General features: G+C 69.4%; 22 protein-coding genes and 2 tRNA genes. 19 read left to right on the top strand and 5 right to left on the bottom strand.

Annotation, left to right across the window (positions count from 1 at the left end; all coding sequences use genetic code 11):
• From D7Y13_RS01260 to D7Y13_RS01250, 3 genes are all read left to right on the top strand, one after another.
• Window positions 1-2025: gluzincin family metallopeptidase (locus tag D7Y13_RS01260; protein WP_439329222.1), on the top strand; the 2025-nt coding region annotated here is incomplete at its 5' end.
• A 42-nt stretch (window positions 2026-2067) separates the two neighbouring features.
• Entirely contained in the window at window positions 2068-2718 is a 651-nt protein-coding gene (locus D7Y13_RS01255) for a hypothetical protein (protein WP_167508712.1), read from the top strand.
• Window positions 2715-2957 (top strand): hypothetical protein, encoded by a 243-nt coding sequence (locus D7Y13_RS01250; RefSeq protein WP_120530973.1) that lies wholly within the window; start codon window positions 2715-2717, stop codon window positions 2955-2957. Before D7Y13_RS01255 ends, D7Y13_RS01250 begins: the two co-directional genes overlap by 4 nt.
• A 57-nt stretch (window positions 2958-3014) precedes the next feature.
• Here D7Y13_RS01250 and D7Y13_RS01245 read toward each other — a convergent pair whose 3' ends face one another.
• Both D7Y13_RS01245 and D7Y13_RS01240 read right to left on the bottom strand, forming a co-directional pair.
• Window positions 3015-3749 carry an FKBP-type peptidyl-prolyl cis-trans isomerase gene (locus tag D7Y13_RS01245; protein WP_120582319.1) on the bottom strand — a complete coding sequence of 245 codons (735 nt, stop codon included), beginning with the start codon at window positions 3747-3749 and terminating at the stop codon, window positions 3015-3017.
• An 11-nt stretch (window positions 3750-3760) separates the two neighbouring features.
• Entirely contained in the window at window positions 3761-4063 is a 303-nt protein-coding gene (locus D7Y13_RS01240; RefSeq protein ID WP_120582318.1) for a hypothetical protein, read from the bottom strand.
• A 124-nt stretch (window positions 4064-4187) separates the two neighbouring features.
• Between D7Y13_RS01240 and D7Y13_RS01235 the strand changes: the two genes are divergently transcribed.
• From D7Y13_RS01235 to D7Y13_RS01170, 15 genes are all read left to right on the top strand, one after another.
• Complete coding sequence (locus D7Y13_RS01235) at window positions 4188-4520, top strand: PilZ domain-containing protein (protein WP_120530970.1); 333 nt, start codon at window positions 4188-4190, stop codon at window positions 4518-4520.
• Between the two features lie 198 nt (window positions 4521-4718).
• On the top strand, window positions 4719-5537 hold the full coding sequence (locus D7Y13_RS01230) for an LPP20 family lipoprotein (protein ID WP_120582317.1): 819 nt from the start codon (window positions 4719-4721) through the stop codon (window positions 5535-5537).
• Window positions 5538-5570: 33 nt separating this feature from the next.
• Window positions 5571-5723, top strand: a complete 153-nt coding sequence (locus D7Y13_RS45595; RefSeq protein ID WP_158620268.1) for a hypothetical protein — start codon at window positions 5571-5573, stop codon at window positions 5721-5723.
• Window positions 5723-6109, top strand: coding sequence for a PEGA domain-containing protein (locus D7Y13_RS01225; RefSeq protein WP_120530968.1), 387 nt, complete (start codon window positions 5723-5725; stop codon window positions 6107-6109). Before D7Y13_RS45595 ends, D7Y13_RS01225 begins: the two co-directional genes overlap by 1 nt.
• Window positions 6106-6849 carry a FecR family protein gene (locus D7Y13_RS01220; RefSeq protein WP_147444177.1) on the top strand — a complete coding sequence of 248 codons (744 nt, stop codon included), beginning with the start codon at window positions 6106-6108 and terminating at the stop codon, window positions 6847-6849. The genes D7Y13_RS01225 and D7Y13_RS01220 overlap by 4 nt, the downstream gene beginning before the upstream one ends.
• Window position 6850: 1 nt before the next feature.
• The gene (locus tag D7Y13_RS01215) at window positions 6851-8104 is read left to right on the top strand and encodes an AI-2E family transporter (protein WP_233595287.1); all 1254 of its coding nucleotides are present in this window, start codon (window positions 6851-6853) and stop codon (window positions 8102-8104) included.
• Window positions 8101-8787, top strand: coding sequence for a uracil-DNA glycosylase (locus tag D7Y13_RS01210; protein WP_120582315.1), 687 nt, complete (start codon window positions 8101-8103; stop codon window positions 8785-8787). The genes D7Y13_RS01215 and D7Y13_RS01210 overlap by 4 nt, the downstream gene beginning before the upstream one ends.
• Before the next feature lie 77 nt (window positions 8788-8864).
• Window positions 8865-8936 (top strand) — tRNA-Val (locus D7Y13_RS01205).
• A gap of 86 nt (window positions 8937-9022) precedes the next feature.
• Window positions 9023-10951 (top strand): threonine--tRNA ligase, encoded by a 1929-nt coding sequence (gene thrS / locus D7Y13_RS01200; RefSeq protein ID WP_120530965.1) that lies wholly within the window; start codon window positions 9023-9025, stop codon window positions 10949-10951.
• A gap of 199 nt (window positions 10952-11150) precedes the next feature.
• Entirely contained in the window at window positions 11151-11357 is a 207-nt protein-coding gene (gene rpmI / locus D7Y13_RS01195) for a 50S ribosomal protein L35 (RefSeq protein WP_120530964.1), read from the top strand.
• Window positions 11358-11449: 92 nt separating this feature from the next.
• A complete protein-coding gene (gene rplT / locus D7Y13_RS01190; protein WP_120530963.1) occupies window positions 11450-11797 on the top strand; it encodes a 50S ribosomal protein L20 in 348 nt (115 codons plus the stop codon).
• Window positions 11798-11925: 128 nt separating this feature from the next.
• On the top strand, window positions 11926-12975 hold the full coding sequence (pheS, locus tag D7Y13_RS01185) for a phenylalanine--tRNA ligase subunit alpha (protein WP_120582314.1): 1050 nt from the start codon (window positions 11926-11928) through the stop codon (window positions 12973-12975).
• 30 nt (window positions 12976-13005) lie between these two features.
• A complete protein-coding gene (gene pheT / locus D7Y13_RS01180; RefSeq protein WP_120582313.1) occupies window positions 13006-15417 on the top strand; it encodes a phenylalanine--tRNA ligase subunit beta in 2412 nt (803 codons plus the stop codon).
• Window positions 15418-15510: 93 nt separating this feature from the next.
• Window positions 15511-15897, top strand: a complete 387-nt coding sequence (locus D7Y13_RS01175) for an integration host factor subunit alpha (protein ID WP_014397244.1) — start codon at window positions 15511-15513, stop codon at window positions 15895-15897.
• An 85-nt stretch (window positions 15898-15982) separates the two neighbouring features.
• Window positions 15983-16059, top strand: a tRNA-Pro gene (locus tag D7Y13_RS01170).
• A gap of 85 nt (window positions 16060-16144) precedes the next feature.
• Here the strand turns inward: D7Y13_RS01170 and D7Y13_RS01165 are convergent.
• Window positions 16145-16321, bottom strand: coding sequence for an FmdB family zinc ribbon protein (locus D7Y13_RS01165; protein WP_120530960.1), 177 nt, complete (start codon window positions 16319-16321; stop codon window positions 16145-16147).
• Between the two features lie 335 nt (window positions 16322-16656).
• Here D7Y13_RS01165 and D7Y13_RS01160 point away from each other — a divergent pair, with 335 nt between their 5' ends.
• Window positions 16657-17079, top strand: a complete 423-nt coding sequence (locus D7Y13_RS01160) for a CBS domain-containing protein (protein ID WP_120582312.1) — start codon at window positions 16657-16659, stop codon at window positions 17077-17079.
• 18 nt (window positions 17080-17097) lie between these two features.
• Here D7Y13_RS01160 and D7Y13_RS01155 read toward each other — a convergent pair whose 3' ends face one another.
• Together D7Y13_RS01155 and D7Y13_RS01150 are read right to left on the bottom strand one after the other, a co-directional pair.
• Window positions 17098-17784, bottom strand: a complete 687-nt coding sequence (locus D7Y13_RS01155) for a phosphoribosyltransferase (RefSeq protein ID WP_233595286.1) — start codon at window positions 17782-17784, stop codon at window positions 17098-17100.
• 370 nt (window positions 17785-18154) lie between these two features.
• On the bottom strand, window positions 18155-19816 hold the full coding sequence (locus tag D7Y13_RS01150; RefSeq protein ID WP_120582311.1) for a cyclic peptide export ABC transporter: 1662 nt from the start codon (window positions 19814-19816) through the stop codon (window positions 18155-18157).
• Window positions 19817-19841: the final 25 nt, after the last annotated feature.

Raw genomic sequence — 19841 nt, 5'->3', positions numbered from 1 at the left:
CCCACGGCCCCCTTCCCGGCGGACGCCCGGAGCGCCATCGCCCCGTCCGCGCCCGTGACGAAAGAGGCCTTGTCCGCGCTGAAGGCGGAGCTGGTCGCGAAGCACGGCGAGGCGCAGCGGGCCCGCATCGAGCGGGGCGTGGATCAGGTGGCCTCGCTGTGGCGCGCGGACGACGGGGACCTGGCGGCCTTCGTGCGCGAGCAGTTCCTGCCGGAGGGGCCGCAGCTGGACGCGACGTTCCGGCGCATGGAGGGCCTGTTCGAACAGTTCGACGGGCACATGAACGAGCTGGGCCGGGAGCTCCAGTGGTTCACGGACCTGGACCTGGGGCCGCTCTTGCCGGTGGAGCCGCTGCTGGCCGCGTACGATCCGTCCTCCAACGTCACGTCGGACCTGTTCCAGGCGAAGCCGGGCTTCGTCGCGCTGCTCAACTTCCCGCTCACCACGCTGGAGGAGCGCGTGAAGGCGGGCCCCTCGTGGACGCGGCGGCAGTGGGCGGAGGCGAAGCTGGCCTCGCGCTTCAACCGGCGCGTGCCGGCGGAGGTGGAGCAGCAGGTGTCGAAGGCCATCGCGGCCGCGAACCTCTACATCGCCGAATACAACGTCTGGATGCACCACCTGGTGGACGCGAAGGGCCAGCGCCTGTTTCCCAAGGGCCTGCGGCTCATCAGCCACTGGAACCTGCGCGACGAGCTGAAGGCGGACTACACGGACGCGGCGGGGCTCGCGAAGCAGCGGATGATCGTCCAGGTGATGGAGCGCATCGTCACCCAGTCCATCCCCGCGGCCGTCATCGACAACCCGCGCGTGGACTGGGATCCGTTCACCAACGCGGTGACGGTGGCCCCGCCGGAGTCGGTGGAGCCCAACGCCCCGGAGCGTCCCGCGAAGGCGGACGTCGCCCCGGAGCCGGACACGCGCTACGCGCGGCTGCTGGCCACGTTCCAGGCCTCGCGGCGGGCGGATCCGTATTCACCGGTGGCCCCCACGCGCATCGCGCGCAGCTTCGAGCTGGAGCGGGGCCTGCCGGAGGCGCGGGTGCGCGCGTTGCTCACGGAGCTGCTCGCGTCGCCGCTGGTGCCGCGCGTGGCGAAGCTCATCGAGTCCCGGCTGGGCCGCCCGCTGGAGCCGCAGGACCTCTGGTATCCCGGCTTTCGTCCGGGCGCGAAGATGCCGGAGGCGCAGCTGAATGAACTGACGCGCAAGCGCTACCCCACGGCGGACGCGTTCGCGCGCGACATCCCCCGCATCCTCCAGGGACTGGGCTTCACGAAGCAGAAGGCGGACATGCTGGCCTCGTACATCCGCGTGGATGCGTCCCGGGGCGCGGGCCATGCGCAGCAGGCGCTGCGCCGGGGGGACTTCCCGCGCCTGCGCACGCGCGTGGAGAAGGGGGGCATGGACTACAAGGGCTACAACATCGCGGTGCACGAGCTGGGGCACAACGTGGAGCAGGTCTTCAGCCTGTACCAGGTGGACCACACGCTCTTGTCCGGCGTCCCCAACAACGCCTTCACCGAAGCACTCGCGTTCGTCTTCCAGGCGCGCGACCTGGAGCTGCTGGGCCTTGGCAAGCCCGACGCGGCGAGCGAGCGCGAGCGGGTGCTCAACGACTTCTGGCAGTCCTGGGAGATCGCCGGCGTGGCGCTGGTGGACATGGCCACGTGGCACTGGATGTACGAACACCCGGACGCCACGCCCGCGCAGCTGCGCGACGCGGTGGCTCAGGTGTCGCGCGACGTGTGGAACCAGTACTACGCGCCGGTGCTGGGCCGGAAGGACAGCCCGCTGCTGGGCATCTACAGCCACATGATCAGCTACCCGCTCTACCTGCCGGACTACCCGCTCGGGCACCTCATCGCCTTCCAGATTGAAGAGCACCTGAAGCAGCACGGCCCGCTGGGCGCGGAGTTCGAACGCATGGCCGTTTACGGCTCCGTCACGCCGGATGAATGGATGCGCCACGCCACCGGCGCACCGGTCAGCGCGGAGTCGTTGTTGCGCGCCACCGCAGCGGCCCTGTGATATCCGGGTCTTTCTTCATTCACCTCTACTGAAGGAATGGCCATGAATCCTATTTTCCGTGCGGTGCTGCTGGGCTCGCTGTCGACGGTGGTTGGCTGTGCTTCGATGAAGGGCGGCACGAAGCCGCCGCCGGAGCCGACGGAGCAGCCTCCCGCGGCGTCGCTGGTCGACAACTGTGATCCCACGCAGAAGGAGATCTCCAAGCAGGCCGACGCGCTGGCGAGCCCGTACGGCATCGACCAGCACGTGGCGAAGAACTTCGCGAACGGCAAGGTGTCCTGGCTGATGACGGACAGCGCGTACCAGAAGTTCGTGGTGCAGACGGGCGCGAAGAACTTCGGCCGCTGCAACGACGTGGCCTGCTACCTGTTCGCGGCGCCGTCGGAGACCATCCAGGGCGCGGTGGAGAAGTCGAAGACGGCGGACGGGAAGCATGATCCGGCGGTGCTGGGCCAGGCGCTGGGCCTGCCGGCGAAGAACTTCGAAGGCCCGCTGCGGATGATGACGCTGGACCTGGCGGACCGGAAGGTCTGCGCGCGGCTGCCGGTGGACGCGGACCCCGGCGTATGGAAGTGCACCACGCCCGAGGACAAGGACTGCTTCAAGTTCGGCGGCTACACGTCGGGCGGCGTGCCGGAGATCATGGTCATCAACGCCCCGGTGGTCGACGCCCAGGTGGCGGAGATCCCGTGAGCGACGAGGAGGTGCTCCTCCAGAGCCCGCTCCTGTACCGCGTGCTGCGCGGTCGGGACGGGGCGCTGTCCATCGAGGTGGTGGTGGGCGGCATCGTCCAGTTCGAAGTGCGCGTGCTCCTGAACGAAGAGGAGTCCGAGTCCTTCGCGCGGGAGGGGCGTGCCTTCGCGGACCGGCTGGCCCAGGCCATCATGGCGGATCCGCCCTTCGGCGGCCGGTCGGTGCGCTCGCCGGTGTGACGTTGAAGCGGGGGCCCGCGAGTGACGCGGGCCCCCGGGGTGTCGAGCGGTGCGGCCCTACTGGCCGACGGCGGTGTTGCCGGGCACTTCCACCAGCTCCACCTCGAATTGGAGCACGGCGGCCGGCGGGATGCGCGAACCCGCGGGAGGACGGTCCCCGTAGGCGGTGTTGGCGGGGCAGGTGAGCTTCGCCTTGCCGCCGACCTTCATCTTCTGCACGCCCTGGGTCCAGCAGGGGATGACGCCGTTGAGCGGGAACTCCACCGGCACGCCGCGCTTGAAGGAGCTGTCGAACTCCGTGCCGTCGACCAGGGTGCCCCGGTAGTGCACCTTCACGGTGTCGGTGGCGCGGGGGCTCTTGCCGGTGCCGGCCGTCAGCTCGCGGTAGAGGACGCCGGAGGGCAGCTTCGTGGTGGAGGGTTCCTTCGCGGCGCGCTCCAGCGTGGCGACGTTGGCCTGGGCCTGCCGGTTCTTGGCGAAGGTCTGGAGCCGGGGCGAGAGTTCCTTGGGGTCGACGGCGGGCGCCGCGCCGCTGAGCGCATCCTGGAGGCCGCGCTGGAGGATCTGGATCTCCTCGGGCGTCAGGGCGAGCGCCGTCACGTTCTGCCCCAGCGACACGCCGAGCGAATAGACCGTCTTCTGGTCCTCCGTCTGGAGTTCCAGGGGGGCCGCGGCGGGCGCCTTGGCCTCGGCCGCGGCGGCCGGCTTGGAGGTCTTCGTCGGGGCCTGTGCCTGGGCGAAGCCCGGAGCGCCGAGCGCCAGCACCAGGGCCGCCATCCACTGCATACGCATGCTTCCGCCTTTCACGAGAATGGGGGGACTATATCCACCACGTCCTGATCCAGCGCGAGCCACGTCGCCCCCGCAACGCCGAGCAGCGGCGTGAGGTGCGCATGGGCGTGCAGGTCCCACCGTCCATTCAGGCCGTAGCTCGCGCCCAGCGTGGACAGGGGCAGGGGAACGGGCGCGCCCTCCAGCCGCACCGCGGGCCCACCGACGCCCGCCTCCAGCGCCAACGTGCCCTCGGGGACGGGGCGAACGTGCGCTGGCAGACCGCACGCACAGATCCGCGCGAAGAATCCAGCGAGCGGAAAAACGCGGCGCATGATGCCCAGCCTACCGCGCCTGGAGCGCGCCGTTTTCTTGCGCGCATGACGACTGACCGTACTGTGCCTCCAGGTCGCTGCACCCCCGCAGCAGCCTGTTGCACCAGCCGGAGGTCATGAGCCAATGAGCGAGAAGCGGAAGGCCAATCGAGCGCCCCTGGACATCTACCTCAACAAGTACATGGGCGGCGTGCCGTACATGACCCGCGCCGCGGACATCAGCCAGGAAGGCGTCAGCCTGTCTCGCCTCATCGAGCCCCAGCACGAAGCGCGTCGCGTGGGCCTCCAGTTCCAGCTGCCCGGCTCCGAGGAGATCATCTACGCCGAGGGTGAAGTCGTACGCGAGTGGAAGGAGTTGGGCCGCCGCGAGCAGTCGGGCGTGCGCTTCACCCTCCTCACCGAGCGGCACCGCAAGATGATCGACGCCTACGTCGACCGTCACGCGAACGAGAACTGAGGCTCGGCGTTACCCTGCGGGTGTGCCACCGTGATTACGCGGTGCCACCGGCGGTTCGCGGTGCGCATGGAAGTCGGGTCCGGTGGATCCGCCCATGCCCCGGGTCGCCTTGACTTCGCGCGGAGTGGCCCCCTTGAATGACCGGAGTGGTTTCCTGTGCGCTCGCCGGATCCTCGGCGACAGCGGGAGGGGTGCTCCGTGAGGCGTTCGCTGTGGGGTTTGTTGCTGGTCGTGCCGCTGACGGCGCTGGGCCAGGGCAAGGAAGCGAAGGTCGCCGCACCCGCCACGCCCGCCGCGGGTGAAGCCGCGCGCGCCGTCGCCAGTGCTGGCATCAACTGGGAAGGTCAGGTCCTGCGCGCCACGGGCGCCGGGGCCCCGGACCTGAAGGCGGCCAATCCCGCGCAGGCGCGACTGGGCGCCGAGCGCGCCGCGAAGCTGGACGCGTTCCGCAACCTGCTGGAGCAGGCCAAGGGCATCCAGGTGAACGCGGGCCGCACCGTGGCCGACGAGTGGGCACGCGATGAGGTGAAGGGCCGCGTCGAAGGCGCCATCAAGGGCTACAAGGTCGTCGCCAAGCGCTACTTCTCCGACAGCGGCGTGGAGCTGGACGTGGAGGTGCCGCTGGCGGCGCTCTCCGCGGCGCTGGCGCCCGCGCAGGATGTGGCCATCGTGCTCAATGCCGAGGGCGCGACGAAGTACACGGGCCTCGTGGTGGACGCGCGGGGCCTGGGGCTGAAGCCGGTGCTCGCGCCCCGCTTGGTGGACGCGGCGGGCAAGGCGCTCTACGGCGCGACGGTGCTCACCGAGGAGGCGCGCGGTGCCACGGGCGTGGCGGCCTGGTTCGAGAGCCTGGACGCCGCGAAGAAGGCCACGCTGGTGGGCGACAAGCCCCTGGTGGTGAAGGCCGCGCAGCTCCAGGGCTCCGACCTGGTCCTCAACGCGGAAGGGGCCCGCGCGCTCACCGAGGCGAACACGCGTTTCCTGGCCGAGGGCCGGGTCGCCATCGTCACGCAGTAGCCGCGAACCCAAGTGGCAGCCCGAGGAACGCCGATGCTCCTGAAACGCTCCCTGATCTGCCTGTTCCTGACGACCTCCGCCCACGCTGGGCTGGCCGGACCACTGGGGGACAAGGCGTTCCAGAAGCGGAAGGTCCACATGACGGGCGTGACGGGCAACACCGTTGAACTGACCGTGGCGCTGTGATGCGCGTCCGGTGGACGGCGGTGGGCCCGTTGGTGGCGGCGCTGGCGGTCGGCTGCGCGGCGAAGCAGGAGCAGGAACAGCCCGCGACGGTGGCCCGGGCGCGGGAGCTGATGGCCTCCGCCGAGGGCAAGCGCGGCGACCTGGTGCTCCGGTGCGAACCCGCGGACGCGGAGGTGCTGCTGGACGGCGTGCAGCAGGGCCTGTGCAGCGACTTCTCCAGCGTGTCCCGCAGCCTGCGCTTGGGCGACTCGGGCTTCCACCAGGTGGAAGTGAAGAAGCGGGGCTTCTGGCCGTACACGACCTACTACGAGCCCAGCGGGGCGCGGGTGACGCTGAAGGTCAAGCTGCGTCCCGTCGTCCCCGAGGCGGGCGGAGGTGCTCCGTGAAGCGACTGCGCGGGACGTGGGCTGTGCTGGCGGGCCTGTTGCCGGGACTGGCGTTCGGGGCCATTGGCCGGGTGGAGGTGCTGGAGGGCACGGCATCGCGCCACCCCATGGGTGGCGTGTCCCGGCCGCTGGCGGTGGGCGCGGACGTGGAGGTGAAGGACACGCTGGAGGTCGGACCGAAGTCCAACCTCAAGCTGACGCTCAACGACGGCAGCGTCCTGATGCTGGGGGAGGGCAGCCAGCTGTTCATCAACGTGGCGGACTTCGAGGGCCAGGAGCGCAAGGGCTTCGTGGCGAGGCTGGGCCTGGGCAAGCTCTGGGCGAGCGTCAAGAAGGCCCTCGCGGGCTCCGACGCGAAGTTCGAAGTGGAGACGGACCGGGCGGTGGCCGGCGTCCGGGGCACGCGCTTCCGGGTGGACGCCGCGGCGCCCACGTACATGGGGGCCCTCTCCCCGCGCACGCTGGTGCAGGTGGCGGAGGGCCAGGTGCAGGTGATGCCGCGGATGCTGGTGAGGTCCACCCCCCTGGAGAAGGCCAGCAAGGAGCGCACCCAGGCGCCAGGGTCCCAGGAGGTGACGCAGGAGCAGTGGACGGAGAGGATCATCCAGCTCCAGGCGGACCGGCAGGTGGTGGTGGACGCGGAACTGGGCACCGCGAAGGTCGGCACCCTGGACCGCAAGGTGGCAGGCGACGCCTTCGGGCGGTTCGTCACCCGCAATCAGGGGCCCAAGACGCCGTAGGATGGGCGGGGACAGGGAGGCGGTCATCGGACGTCGCAAGAAAGGCAGTGAGCGCGCGGTGAAGGTCGCCCCGCAGGCCCAGGTGGTCACCGCGCCCCCGGAGGTGTCCCCGGTCCTGCACGTCGTGCACCCGGAGCCCGTGCCCCCGGCCGGTGACCCCTCGGCCCTGGACGAGGCGGCGGCCCGCAGGGTGGACCTGGTGTGGTCCGGCGCGATGGTGGGCTCGCTGGCGCTGGTGTTCGCGCTCCTGTCGGTGTTCGGCGGGGTGGCGGTGCCGGTGCTGCTGGCGCTGACGGGCGCGTACGCGTTCAACCCGGTGGTGACGCTGCTGGAGAAGCGCGGCCTGGACCGCACGCTGGGCACGTCGCTGCTCTTCGTCGCGGGCACGCTGCTGATGGTGGGCGCGGGGCTGTACCTGGTGCCGGTGTTCCGCGACGAGGCGGCGAAGCTGCCCGGCTTCTTCTCGCGGGCCAGCACCCAGGTGGTGCCGCAGGTGGAGTCGCTCCTGGGCATGTCGCTGCCGGAGCTGGTGAGCCAGCGCACCGCGGAGCTGGGCGAGAAGGCCTCCGAGCTGCTCCAGAGCGCGGGCCCCACGGCGGCGCGGCTGGTGGCGAGCTTCGCCGGCAACACCGCGCGCTTCGTGGCCACGTTGCTGGGCCTGTCGGTGGTGCCGGTGCTGGCGTTCTTCTTCCTCCAGGACTACCCGCGCCTCATGCGGAACATCCAGGACCTGCTGCCGCGCCGCTCGGTGGCGCTGGTGAGCCAGCGGTTCCGCGAGGTGGACGAGGTGCTGTCCGCCTTCGTCCAGGGCCAGCTCTCGGTGGGCGCCATCCTGTCGGTCATCTACGCGGTGGGCCTGTCCGTGGCCCGCATCGACCTGGCCATCGCCATCGGCCTCATCGCGGGCTTCGGCAACATGGTGCCGTACCTGGGCACGGGCATCGGCGTGGTGCTCGCGGTGCTGGGCGTCCTGCTGTCGTGGCAGGGGCCGTGGCAGCTCGCGGTGGTGGCGGCGACCTTCGTGGTGGGGCAGATGCTGGAGGGCTTCGTCATCACCCCGCGCGTCGTGGGCGAGAAGGTGGGCCTGTCGGCGGTGGTGGTCATCCTCGCCGTGCTCGCGTTCGGGGAGCTGTTCGGCTTCGTGGGCATCCTGCTGGCGGTGCCGGCCAGCGCCATCCTCAAGGTCGTCCTGAGCGTGGTCATCCAGCGCTACCGCCGCACGGATCTCTACAAGGGGGGAGCCGGCGGTCCGTGACGAAGCTGGAGAAGCTGCACCAGGAGATCATCGCGTGCCGGGCCTGCCCCCGGCTCGTCGAGTGGCGCGAAGAGGTGGCCCGGGTGAAGCGGCGGGCCTACCGGGACTGGGACTACTGGGGCAAGGCCGTCCCCGGCTTCGGGGATCCGCAGGCCCGGCTGATCATCGTGGGGTTGGCCCCCGCGGCGCACGGCGCCAACCGGACGGGCAGGTACTTCACCGGGGACCGTTCCGGGGAGTTCCTCATGGCGGGCCTGCACCGCTCGGGCTTCGCCAACCAGTCCCGGAGCGACCGCATCGACGACGGGCTCAAGCTGACGGACGCCTTCATCGTCGCGGCCGCCCGCTGCGCCCCGCCGGACAACAAGCCCCTGCCGGAGGAGCTGGCCCGGTGCGCGCCGTTCCTGGACCGGGAGATGGCCCTCTTGCCCGGCCGGGTGCTACTCGCCCTGGGGGCCATCGGGTGGAACGCTGCGCTGGCGTCCGCGACCCGCACGGGCGGCGTCATCCCTCCGCCCCGGCCCGCCTTCGGCCATGGTGCGGAGTTCCGGCTGCCGGACGGCCGGTGGCTCGTGGGCAGCTACCACGTCAGCCAGCAGAACACCCAGACGGGGAGGCTCACGCCCGCCATGTTCGACACGGTGATGAAACGGATCCGGGTGTTGTTGGACGCGAGGGAGTAGGGAACAGAAGTCCCTCCGTTCGTGTTTCCTTGACAGGTGTGGGAGCCCGCTGTTATTCCCCGCGCCATCCGCACGACGGGTCGTTAGCTCAGCGGTAGAGCACTACCTTGACACGGTAGGGGTCAGTGGTTCGATCCCACTACGACCCATCATCAGTAAGCGTTCCATCTCGCGGGCGGCAGGCTTCCAAAGAGCCTGCCGCCCGTGGCTTTTCCAGCGCAGGGGTTTTCAAGCCATGTCCGAATCCATCACGGTGACGCTCCCCGACGGCAGCCAGAAGCAGACGCCTCGCGGGACGACCATCGCGGACTTCGTGAAGGGCAGCATCGGTGTGGGGCTCGCGAAGGCGGCCCTGTTCGCCCGGGTGAACGGTCAGGACGTCGACCTGTCGCGCCCGCTCGACGAGGACGCGAAGCTCCAGATCTTCACGCCCAAGAGCCCGGAAGGCCTGGACCTCATCCGCCACGACGCCGCGCACGTGGTCGCCAGCGCCGTGCAGCGCCTGTTCCCCGGCACGCAGGTGACCATCGGTCCCTCGACGGAGGAGGGCTTCTACTACGACTTCTTCCGCGAGAAGCCCTTCACTCCGGAGGAGCTGGAGAAGATCGAGGCGGCCGCCAACGCGGAGCTCAAGCAGGACGCCCCCTTCGTGCGCACGGAGATCTCCATGGAGGACGCCGTGCGTCTCTTCGAGGAGAAGGGCGAGACCTTCAAGGTGGAGATCGTCAAGGACATCGCCGCCAAGGGCGCCAAGACGCTCACGCTCTACACCCACGGTGACTGGGTGGACTTCTGCCTGGGGCCCCACGCGCCCAGCACGGGGAAGATCGGCGTCATCAAGATCCTCTCCTCCAGCGGCGCCTACTGGCGCGGCGACCACCGCAACCCGATGCTCCAGCGCGTGTACGGCACGGCGTTCTTCGACAAGAAGGCGCTGGATGCGTACATGACGCGCATCGAGGAAGCGAAGAAGCGCGACCACCGCAAGCTGGGCAAGGAGCTGGACCTCTTCCACTTCCACCCGTACGCGCCGGGCGCGGCCTTCTGGACGCCCAAGGGCACCACGCTCTACCAGACGCTGTCGGACTGGATGCGCTCGCTCACGGCCGGCGACGGCTACGTGGAGATCAAGACGCCCCTGATGTTCAACAAGGGGCTGTGGGAGACCAGCGGCCACTGGGGCAAGTACAAGGAGAACATGTTCCTGGTGCTCGACAGTGAGTCCGGCGAGCACGACTTCTCCCTCAAGCCGATGAACTGCCCGTCGCACCACCTGTTCTACGGCTTCAAGAAGCACAGCTACCGCGACCTGCCCCTGCGCCTGCACACCCAGGACGTGCTGCACCGCAACGAGGCAGCCGGTTCCCTGGGCGGCCTCACCCGCGTGCGCCAGTTCGCGCAGGACGACGCGCACATCTACTGCACGGAGGCCCAGATCACCGACGAGGTGCGGCGCTTCGTGAAGCTGCTGGATCGCGTCTACAAGGCGGTGGGCCTCACCTACGCGGTGAAGCTGTCCACGCGTCCCGTGCAGCGCCTGGGCGATGACTCGCTCTGGGATCGCGCCGAGGACGGCCTCAAGGCCGCGCTGGAATCGCTGGGCCTGGAGTACGAGCTGGCCCCGGGCGACGGCGCCTTCTACGGCCCGAAGATCGACTTCGCTGTGTCGGACAGCATCGGCCGCCGGTGGCAGCTGGGCACCATGCAGCTGGACTACCTGGCCCCGGAGCGCTTCGACCTGACGTACGTGGGCGAGGACAACGCCCCGCACCGCCCCGTGGTTCTCCACCGCGCCATCTTCGGCTCCTTCGAGCGCTTCACCGCCATCCTCATCGAGCACTTCGCCGGCGCGTTCCCGGCCTGGCTCGCCCCGGTGCAGGCGACGCTCGTGTACGTGGCGGACCGTCAGCTGGACTACGCCCGCAAGGTGCGGGACGACCTGCGCGCCAAGGGCTACCGGGTGGAGCTGGACGAGCGCGGCATCACGCTCAACGCGAAGATCCGCGAGGCCCAGCTCCAGAAGATCCCGTTCACCCTGGTCGTGGGCGACAACGAGGTCGAAGCCGGCGCCGTGTCCCCCCGTCGCTACGGCGGCGAGGACCTCAAGTCGATGAAGCTCGTCGACTTCGAGGCGCTGCTGGCCAAGGAAGCGGCCCTGCCCTGACCCGGGGTAGGGGGTTGTAGGGACGGGGAGTACGTGGGACGGCGGGGGTTTCAGCGGTGGCTGTAGGAAACGCTACCCCCAACGCCTCGAAAGAGTGATAGAGGCTTCCGCTCAAAGCGTCCGCGAACCGTGTGTCGTGGACCGCCGTCAGCCGCGATGGCTGCCGTGCCGACAGGAAGCAGAAGGAAGGATTGGGACCATGCCCAAGTTGAAGACCCGCAGCAGCGCGAAGAAGCGCTTCCAGGTGAAGAAGAGCGGCCAGGTGAAGTTCGGCAAGGCCTTCAGCAAGCACCTGTTCACCTTCTCCAAGTCGCCCAAGCAGAAGCGCGGTAACCGGGGTACCGGTCACCTGCGCGACATGGACGCGAAGAAGGTCATCAAGGAGCTGTTCCCCTACGGGGCCTGAGTTTTTCCTCGGGCTTGGACCATCCGTGAGTCCTGGCGGAGCGGCGTGAGGCCGGCACCCCAGGGTCACCTTCAAGAAGTCAGGAGTGTGTCATGCGCGTCAAAAAGGGATTCAAGGCTCGTCGTCGTCGTAATCGCATTCTCAAGCTGGCCAAGGGTTTCCGCGGCCGCCGCAAGAATTGCTACAAGCGCGCCAACCAGGCCGTGGAACGCGCCCTGGACTACGCCACCCGCGACCGCGCGGTGCGCAAGCGCAACTTCCGTTCGCTGTGGATCGTCCGCATCAACGCGGCGGCGCGCACGGTGGGCCTGTCCTACTCGAAGCTGATCGCCGGTCTGGCGAAGGCGAAGATCGGCCTGGACCGCAAGGTCCTGTCCGACATGGCCATCGCGGACCCCGCGGGCTTTGCCGCCGTCGCCAACATCGCGAAGGCAGCCTGAGACCCGGCCGGCTCCTGAAGCCGGCCCCCTGAAGACAAACGGGCTGCCTCCAACACGGGGGCGGCCCTCTTTTTTTGCCCGGCGTCGGATGGCGCCCGGGGCGCGTAACGGAAGGCGGGAAGAGGACCATGCGAGACCGGTTGCAGGCGTTGGCGGACGCGGCGCGCCAGGAGATCGCGGGCGTGTCGGAGCCTTCTCAGGTGGAGGCGCTGCGCATCCGCTACCTGGGCAAGAAGGGCGAGCTGTCCGCCATCCTGGGCGGCATGGGCAAGCTGCCCCCGGATGAGCGCAGAGCGCTGGGCGAGGTGGCCAACACCGTCAAGGCGGAGCTGGAGCAGCTCCTGTCGGACGCCGTGCGCCGCGCCGAGGACGCCGCGCTGGAGGCCCAGCTCAAGGGCCCCAAGCTGGACGTGACGCTGCCCGGGCGCGCGGTGCTGCCCGGTGGCCGGCACCCGGTGTCCCGCACGATGGAGGACATCGTCCGCACGTTCGCGCGGCTGGGGTTCGAAGTGGCCGTCGGGCCGGAGATTGAACTCGACTACTTCAACTTCGAGGCGCTGAACCTGCCCAAGGACCACCCCGCGCGGGACATGCAGGACACGTTCTACGTGGACGAGCCGACGCTGGGTCACGCGAAGAAGGCGGACAGCCCTTCGCTGCTGCGCACGCACACGTCGCCGGTGCAGGTGCGGCACATGCTGTCGCGCAAGCCGCCCATCCGCGCGGTGATGCCGGGCCGGGTGTACCGACGGGATTCGGACATCACGCACACGCCCATGTTCCACCAGGTGGAAGGCCTGCTGGTGGACAAGGACGTGAGCTTCGCGGAGCTGAAGGGGACGCTGGACGCGTTCGTGCGGGCCTTCTTCGGTTCGGACACGCGCACGCGCTTCCGTCCGTCGTTCTTCCCCTTCACCGAGCCGTCGGCGGAGGTGGATGTCACCTGTGCGTCGTGCGGTGGCAAGGGCTGCCGCGTCTGCAAGCAGACGGGGTGGCTGGAGGTGCTGGGCAGCGGCATGGTGCATCCGAACGTCTTCACCGCGGCGGGCTACGACCCGAAGGAAGTCACGGGCTACGCGTTCGGCATGGGCGTGGAGCGCCTGGCCATGCTGCGCTACGGCATCGACGACCTGCGGATGATGTTCGAGAACGACGCACGCTTCCTCGCGCAGTTCTGATTCCAGCCGGATGGGCAAGAGGGTGGACCTGTGAAGATTTCGGTGAAGTGGCTGGGTGATTACGTGGCGCTGCCGCCGTCGGTGGACGAGCTGGCGCGCAAGCTGACCGCGGCGGGGCTGGAGATCGAGGGCGTGGAGCGCCCCGGCGAGGGCCTGCGCGGCGTGGTGGTGGCGCAGATCCGCGAGTCGGTGCAGCACCCCAACGCGGACAAGCTCTCCGTCACGCAGGTGGACATCGGCGGTTCGGCGCTGTTCCAGGTGGTGTGCGGCGCGAAGAACTTCAAGGTCGGCGACAAGGTGCCGCTGGCCACGGTGGGCGCGAAGCTGCCCAACGGCATGGAGATCAAGCAGGCCGCGCTCCGGGGCGTGGACAGCTTCGGCATGCTCTGCTCGGCGAAGGAGCTGGGCATCACCGAGGACTCGGCGGGCCTGCTCATCCTTCCGGCGGACACGAAGCTGGGCGTGCCCATCGCGGAGGCGCTGGGGCTGGATGACTCGGTGCTGGAGGTGAACGTCACGCCGAACCGGCCGGACGCGCTCTCCCACCTGGGCGTGGCGCGCGAGGTGGGCGTGGTGACGGGCGCGGCGCTCAAGGTGCCCGAGCCGAAGCCCGCGGAGTCCGGCCGCCCGGTGGCGGAGCTGGTGAAGGTGCGCATCGACGCGCCCGAGCGGTGTACGCGCTACGCGGGGCGGGTGGTGGAAGGCATCACCGTCCAGCCGTCGCCGCAGTGGATGCAGGACCGGCTGAAGGCGTGCGGCGTGCGCGCCATCAACAACGTGGTGGACGCCACCAACTTCGTCCTCCTGGAGTACGGCCAGCCGCTGCATGCGTTCGACCTGGACAAGATGGCGGGCCAGGAGATCGTCGTGCGCACCGCGAAGGCGGGCGAGAAGCTGCGCACGCTGGACGACAAGGAGCGCACGCTGGATGCGGACGACCTGGTCATCGCGGACCGGGACCGGGCGCAGGCGCTGGGAGGAGTGATGGGCGGCGCGGACAGCGAGGTGACTCAGGGGACGAAGCGCATCCTCATCGAGTCCGCGCACTTCGTCGGCTCCGGCGTGCGCCGGATGGCGAAGCGGCACGCCCTTCACACGGAAGGGTCGCACCGCTTCGAGCGTGGATCCGACCTGGACGCGGTGCTGCCGGCGGTGGACCGCGCCGCGCAGCTCATCGCGGAGCTGTCGGGTGGCACGGTGGCGCCGGGGCGGGTGGACATTCAGCCCGCGCCGAAGCCGCCGCGTCGGGTGACGCTGCGCTACGGGCGGGTGGAGAAGGTGCTGGGCGTGGCGGTGGCGGAGGCGGAGTGCCGGCGCATCCTCGGGGCGCTGGGGTTCAAGAACGTGGAGGACGGCGCGGGGCAGACGACGTTCGAGGTGCCCCGGGCGCGCGTGGATGTGGAGCGCGAGGAGGACCTGATGGAGGAGGTCGCCCGCGTCTTCGGCTACGACAACATCCCGGCCCGGCTGCCGCGCGGCCTGGACACGCTGGCGCCGGAGCCCCTGCAGATGGAAGCCGAGCGTCGGCTGCGCCACTCGCTGGGCGGGGTGGGGCTGAACGAGGTGGTGAACTACTCGTTCGTGGCGCCGAAGTCGCTGGAGGTGCTGGGCGGGAAGGAAGCGCCCATCGCGCTGATGAACCCGCTGAGCGTCGAGCAGTCGGTGATGCGCACCAGCCTGTTGCCGGGCCTGTTGGAGAACCTGTCGCGCAGCGTGCGCCATCAGGTGGAGACGGTGGGCCTCTACGAGACGGGCCGGGCGTACTTCCGGGACGCGCAGGGCGGGCAGGGGATGAAGCCCGCGTCACGCGAGGTGCCGCGCGTGGCGGGCCTGGTGTGGGGCGTCCGGGGCGGCCGGAGCTGGACGCAGAAGGACGCGCGCGTGGACTTCTACGACGCGAAGGGCGCGGTGGAAGCGCTGCTGCACGCCTTGCACGTGGAGGGCGCGACGTTCGCGCCGGCCGAGCCTCCGGCGTACCACCCGCGCAGCAGCGCGCAGGTGTCGCTGGCGGACGGGACGGTGCTGGGGCACGTGGGTGAGGTGCACCCTCGGGTGACGAAGGCGCTGGGGCTGCCGGAGGGCGTGTTCGTGTTCGAGCTGGACACGGAGCCGCTGTACGCGGCGGCGAAGCTGGTGCCTCAGGCGGCGGGGCTGCCGAAGTACCCGGCGGTGCTGCGCGACCTGGCGGTGGTGGTGCCGGTGGAGCTGCGCAACGAGGAAGTGCGCAAGGTCATCCTGGAGGTCGGGGCGCCGCTGGTGGAGGACGCGTTGGTGTTCGACGTGTACACGGGCAAGCCCATCCCCGAGGGGAAGAAGAACCTGGCGTACGCCCTGAGGTATCGCTCGGCCGAGCGGACGCTGACCGACGTGGAGGTCACGACGGCGCACCAGCGCATCATCACCGAGGTGAACCAGCGGCTGGGGGCGGCCCTGCGCGCCTGAATTCCTGAGTGAAGTCAGGACGTTGACACGGTTCGGGGAAGGCTGACACCATGCCCCGCGTTCACCGGCCATCACGGGTGCCAGAGGACTCGCATGACGAAAGCGGACATCATCGAGGGGGTCTACGAGAAGGTCGGCTTCTCGAAGAAGGAGTCGGCGGAGATCGTCGAGCTCGTGTTCGACACCGTGAAGGAGACGCTGGAGCGCGGGGACAAGATCAAGATCTCCGGGTTCGGAAACTTCCAGGTGCGCCAGAAGAAGGCGCGCGTGGGGCGCAATCCGCAGACGGGCAAGGAGATCGAGATCAGCGCGCGTCGGGTGCTGACCTTCCGGCCGAGCCAGGTGTTGAAGAGCGCGTTGAACGGCGAGGCCCCTCCGGAGAACCATGCGGAGATCGACGCCCAGGAAGAAGCGGCGGCGGACGCGGCGGAGGCCCGGGGCGAGGACTTCGACGAGGGAATGGAAGAAGGCGACGAGTAAGTTTTCCCACGGAACCCTTCACCTCGCGCTTGACCCAGGAGAGCGGCGAGGGCATAAGGGCGCACCGTTTCACGACGGCGGTTTTCGGGGCGTAGCGCAGCCTGGTAGCGCACTTGCTTGGGGTGCAAGTGGTCGCAGGTTCAAATCCTGTCGCCCCGACCAAAATGAAGGCCCTGGAGTTTCCGGTGCAAGCCGGTGACTCCAGGGCCTTTAGTCTTTTCTGGCCCGACATCGCCGGGGACGACGTTCAGTAGGTGAGCGACTTCTTGGTGGTCACCGTGTGGACGGAGGAGATGCGCTTCTCCACCTCCTTCGCCTCGTGGTTGCGCGGGCATTTCGGCGTCCGCTCGTCGTGCTCCTTGATGCTCATGTTTTCGGTGAACGGCTCCTGGCACTTGCGACAGAAGAACTCGTAGACAGGCATGGACCTGTTCCTCTCTGGAGGTGCGAGGCCATGCCGCGACTGCCGGTGGCCTACGAGAAACGATGCGGCGCGGTGACCGCATGTGCCACTCCCGTGGGCTCGCCCGCCGGAGGGCCCAAGGTGCGCACCTGAGCGCCGCGCCGCCGTCCTGACCGCCCGGGGCCCCGCCATGCCGTTCCAGCGGAGAGGGTGGGGGCTCGTCGCGCTGCTCCATCCTCACGGGTTGCATCTCGTGGGCAGGGTGCGCTGGTTTGCTGGGAGGAGGACGTTCGCGGGGACCTCCCGCCATCCACCCGTGCGACCGGGCGCACGGCCTGGGCGTCCAGGGAGGTGCCATGTCCCTCGCAAGGTTTTGCCGCAAGAAGGTGGCCATCATCCAGCCCATGCAGAGCGTGGCCGAAGCCGCCGAGCAGATGCGCGACCGGCACGTCGGTGCGCTCGTCGTCGTTGGCGAGGAGCCCCGACCGGTGGGCATATTGACCGACCGGGACATCGTCACCCGGGTGGTGGCCGAGCGGAAGGACGCCCGGGCCGTCCCCGTCCTGGACGTCATGTCGCCCCAGCCCGTGGTCGCCCACGTGGACGACCGGCTCGACCAGACGTTCATCACCCTCAGGCAACTGGGCGTGCGCCGCCTGCCCATCGTGGATGGGCAGGGATGCCTGGCGGGACTCGTGTCCCTCGACGACTTGCTGGTGCTGTTGGCCGCGGAACTGGACCAGACCGCCGCCGTCGTCCGTGAGAACCGGGGGCCTTGAGGCACTGCTGTTTCATCCTCAGGGCCGGGCGGAAACTCCCCCGTCGAGCGCTTGAGCCCGTGCCTCGTTCATCAACCGCTTCACGTCCTCGTCGGGGACCTGGGGAAACGAGGCGTACCACTGGCCGATGGAGTCCAGGTCGGGCCTCGCGAGGACGCACACCAGGTCCTCCACCATGGGTCGGAGTTCCTCGAGGATTTCGTTCCCAGCCACTGGCACGGCGAGGACGATGCGGCCGGGCCGCCGCATCCGGAGCGACTGGAGCGCCGCCCGCACGGTGCCTCCTGTCGCGATCCCATCGTCAACGAGGATGACCGTCTTGCCCTGGACGTCGGGCGGGGCGTCCCCACCGCGGAAGCGGGCCACGCGCTCCTTCACCTCGGCGGCCTTGCGCTGGACGAGCCGCCGCGCGGTGGCCTCCGACACGCTCATGCGCGCCATCCGCTCGCGGTCGAGGTAGGTGATGCCCCCTTCCGCCACCGCCCCCAAACCCAGCTCCTGGTAGTTCGGCGCGCCCACCTTGCGCACCACCCAGATGTCCAGCGGAGCGCCCAGCGCCTCCGCGACCTCGTACGCCACGGAGACGCCTCCTCGGGGCAGGCCCAGCACGAGGGTGTCCTCCGCGGTGTACCCGCGCGCGAGCAGCGCCTGCGCGAGCTGTCGGCCCGCGTCCACCCGGTCCTCGAAATACAGGGGGGCCCTCATGACGTGAGCCACTTTCGCGTCGCCACCCCGTGGATGGCGCAGCTGTGCTTCTCCACCCTGACGCTCAGGAGCTCTTGGCACTTACGACAGAAAAGTGCGTGGACCGGCATGGGGCGGCACCCCTTTCGGGAATCGCGAGGCCACACGGAGCCGCCTCGCGGACGGGCCTGCCTTGAAACGGTGGGGCGTGTCAGGACCCTGTGCCAATCCCCCTCGGAGCGTGCCGGAAGGCAGGGGCCCTCCGTGTCGCCCCCGGGCAGGCCTGCCGGATCATGACGCGGGCGCTCTCACGCACGGCGTCTCCTGGGTGGAGGATGGCGCGCTCGCCGGGACGCAGGCCCGCTTCCACGCGGACCTCCAGGCCGTTGCCTTACAGCGCGCTACGAGGTCGAGCGCTGAGCGTCGGGGCTGCCGCGGACTCCTCCGCGACGATGGCGCCGGACTCCAGCCGCACCCGCCGGTCCGCCACGTCGAAGTACCGGTTGTCATGGCTGATGACGACCACGGCCTTCCCCGCGGCCTTCAGGTCCGGCAGCAGCTCCCGGTAGAAGACCTCCTTGAACAGAGGATCCTGATCCGCCGCCCACTCGTCGAAGAGGTACACGGGGCGGTCCTCCAGATACGCCGTCAGCAGCGCCAGTCGCTTGCGCTGGCCCGCGGACAGGTCCGTGGTGGAGAGCGCTCCCGTGTCGTTGATCCGCACCTTGCGGTCCAACTGGAGCCGCGTCAGGTACGCACGGGCCTTGTCCGCCTTGTCTCCCTCGGCCAGCCCGAGCAGCGAGTCGAAGAGGTGGAAGTCGGAGAACACCGTCGCGAACAACTGGCGGTAGCGCTCCCGGTCGCCTTCCGTCACGGACCGCCCATCGACGCGGATCTCCCCGGACTCCGGCGTGTAGAGGCCGGTGATGAGCTTGGCCAGCGTCGTCTTGCCGCTGCCATTGCCGCCCACCACGAAGAGGATTTCCCCCGGCCGGAGCGTCAGGTCGATGGGGCCCAGCGTGAAGGGCGTGTCCTCTCCCTCCCGGCGGTACGCATGCGTGACGCCCGCCAGGTCGATGCGTGACGGCGGGGCAGGGGGCTCCCCACTGCTGAGCGGGAGCGGACTGCCTGCGGCCGCCAGCTCCAGCGTGTCGATGTGGCGGAGTGCCACCGTGCCGGCTCCCAGCATGGGGAGCATCGTCATGGACGACTCCAGCGGCTGCTGGAGGTAGAGCACGGCGAGCGTGTAGCCCACCAGCGTCGAGGTCGACACCGGCGTCAGCCCCGGCAGTGCGAAGAGCAGCAGCCCGATGAAGAAGAAGAACAGGCTCATGCTCCAACTGGTCGTGAAGGTGTGGAGCGTGGAGACCTTCACCTGGAGCTGCTTCAGTGCCTCTGCCGTGGGGAACAGCTCCTGCTTGAGGAAGGCCGTGCGCCGACCTCCGTGCAGCTTCAGTTCCTTCAATCCCTGGGTGAGCGAGCGCAGGTCTCGGAAGAACCGGTCATTCGTCTGCCGCGAGTGTCGCAGGAGTCCCATGATGTGCCGCATGGGAAGCAGGTAGCTGGCGACTCCCAGCATCGCGAACACGAGCAGTGCGGCGAACACCATCGGCGACATGATGGCGAGGTACGTCATGCAGCCCACGATGATGCCGCCGTGGATCAGCAGCGGCGGAATGCACAGCAGGCCCTGGGTGACGGCCTGGACGTCGTCGATCAGCGTGGCCAGCAGTCGGTGATTGCCCAGCTCTTCCAACTGGCGCAACGGCGTCGCGAGAATGCGCTGGCTCAACTGATCCCGCAGTGCGAACGTGGTGCGCGTCTGGAGCCGCGTCAGCAGCAGCTGCGAGCCGATGCGTGAACCCAGCATCAGGGCTCCCAACGCGGCGAAGCCGAGGACCGTGGCACGATCCGCGAGCGTGCCGCCACTGGTGAGGACCGCGTTGATGTGCGCGATGAGCCCGGCGCTCGCGGCACCTGTCAAGAGCCCGAAGAACACCGCCAGCGCCACGGCCCCACGGGATCTGCGCAGCAACAGGATGAGCAGGTTCACGCCGTCGGTTCCTTCCGCCAGTACG

The sequence above is a fragment of the Corallococcus praedator genome, assembly GCF_003612125.1.
GTDB lineage: Bacteria > Myxococcota > Myxococcia > Myxococcales > Myxococcaceae > Corallococcus > Corallococcus praedator.
Note: the sequence above shows the minus strand (reverse complement) of the source record. Positions and strands in the feature narration are given on the sequence as shown.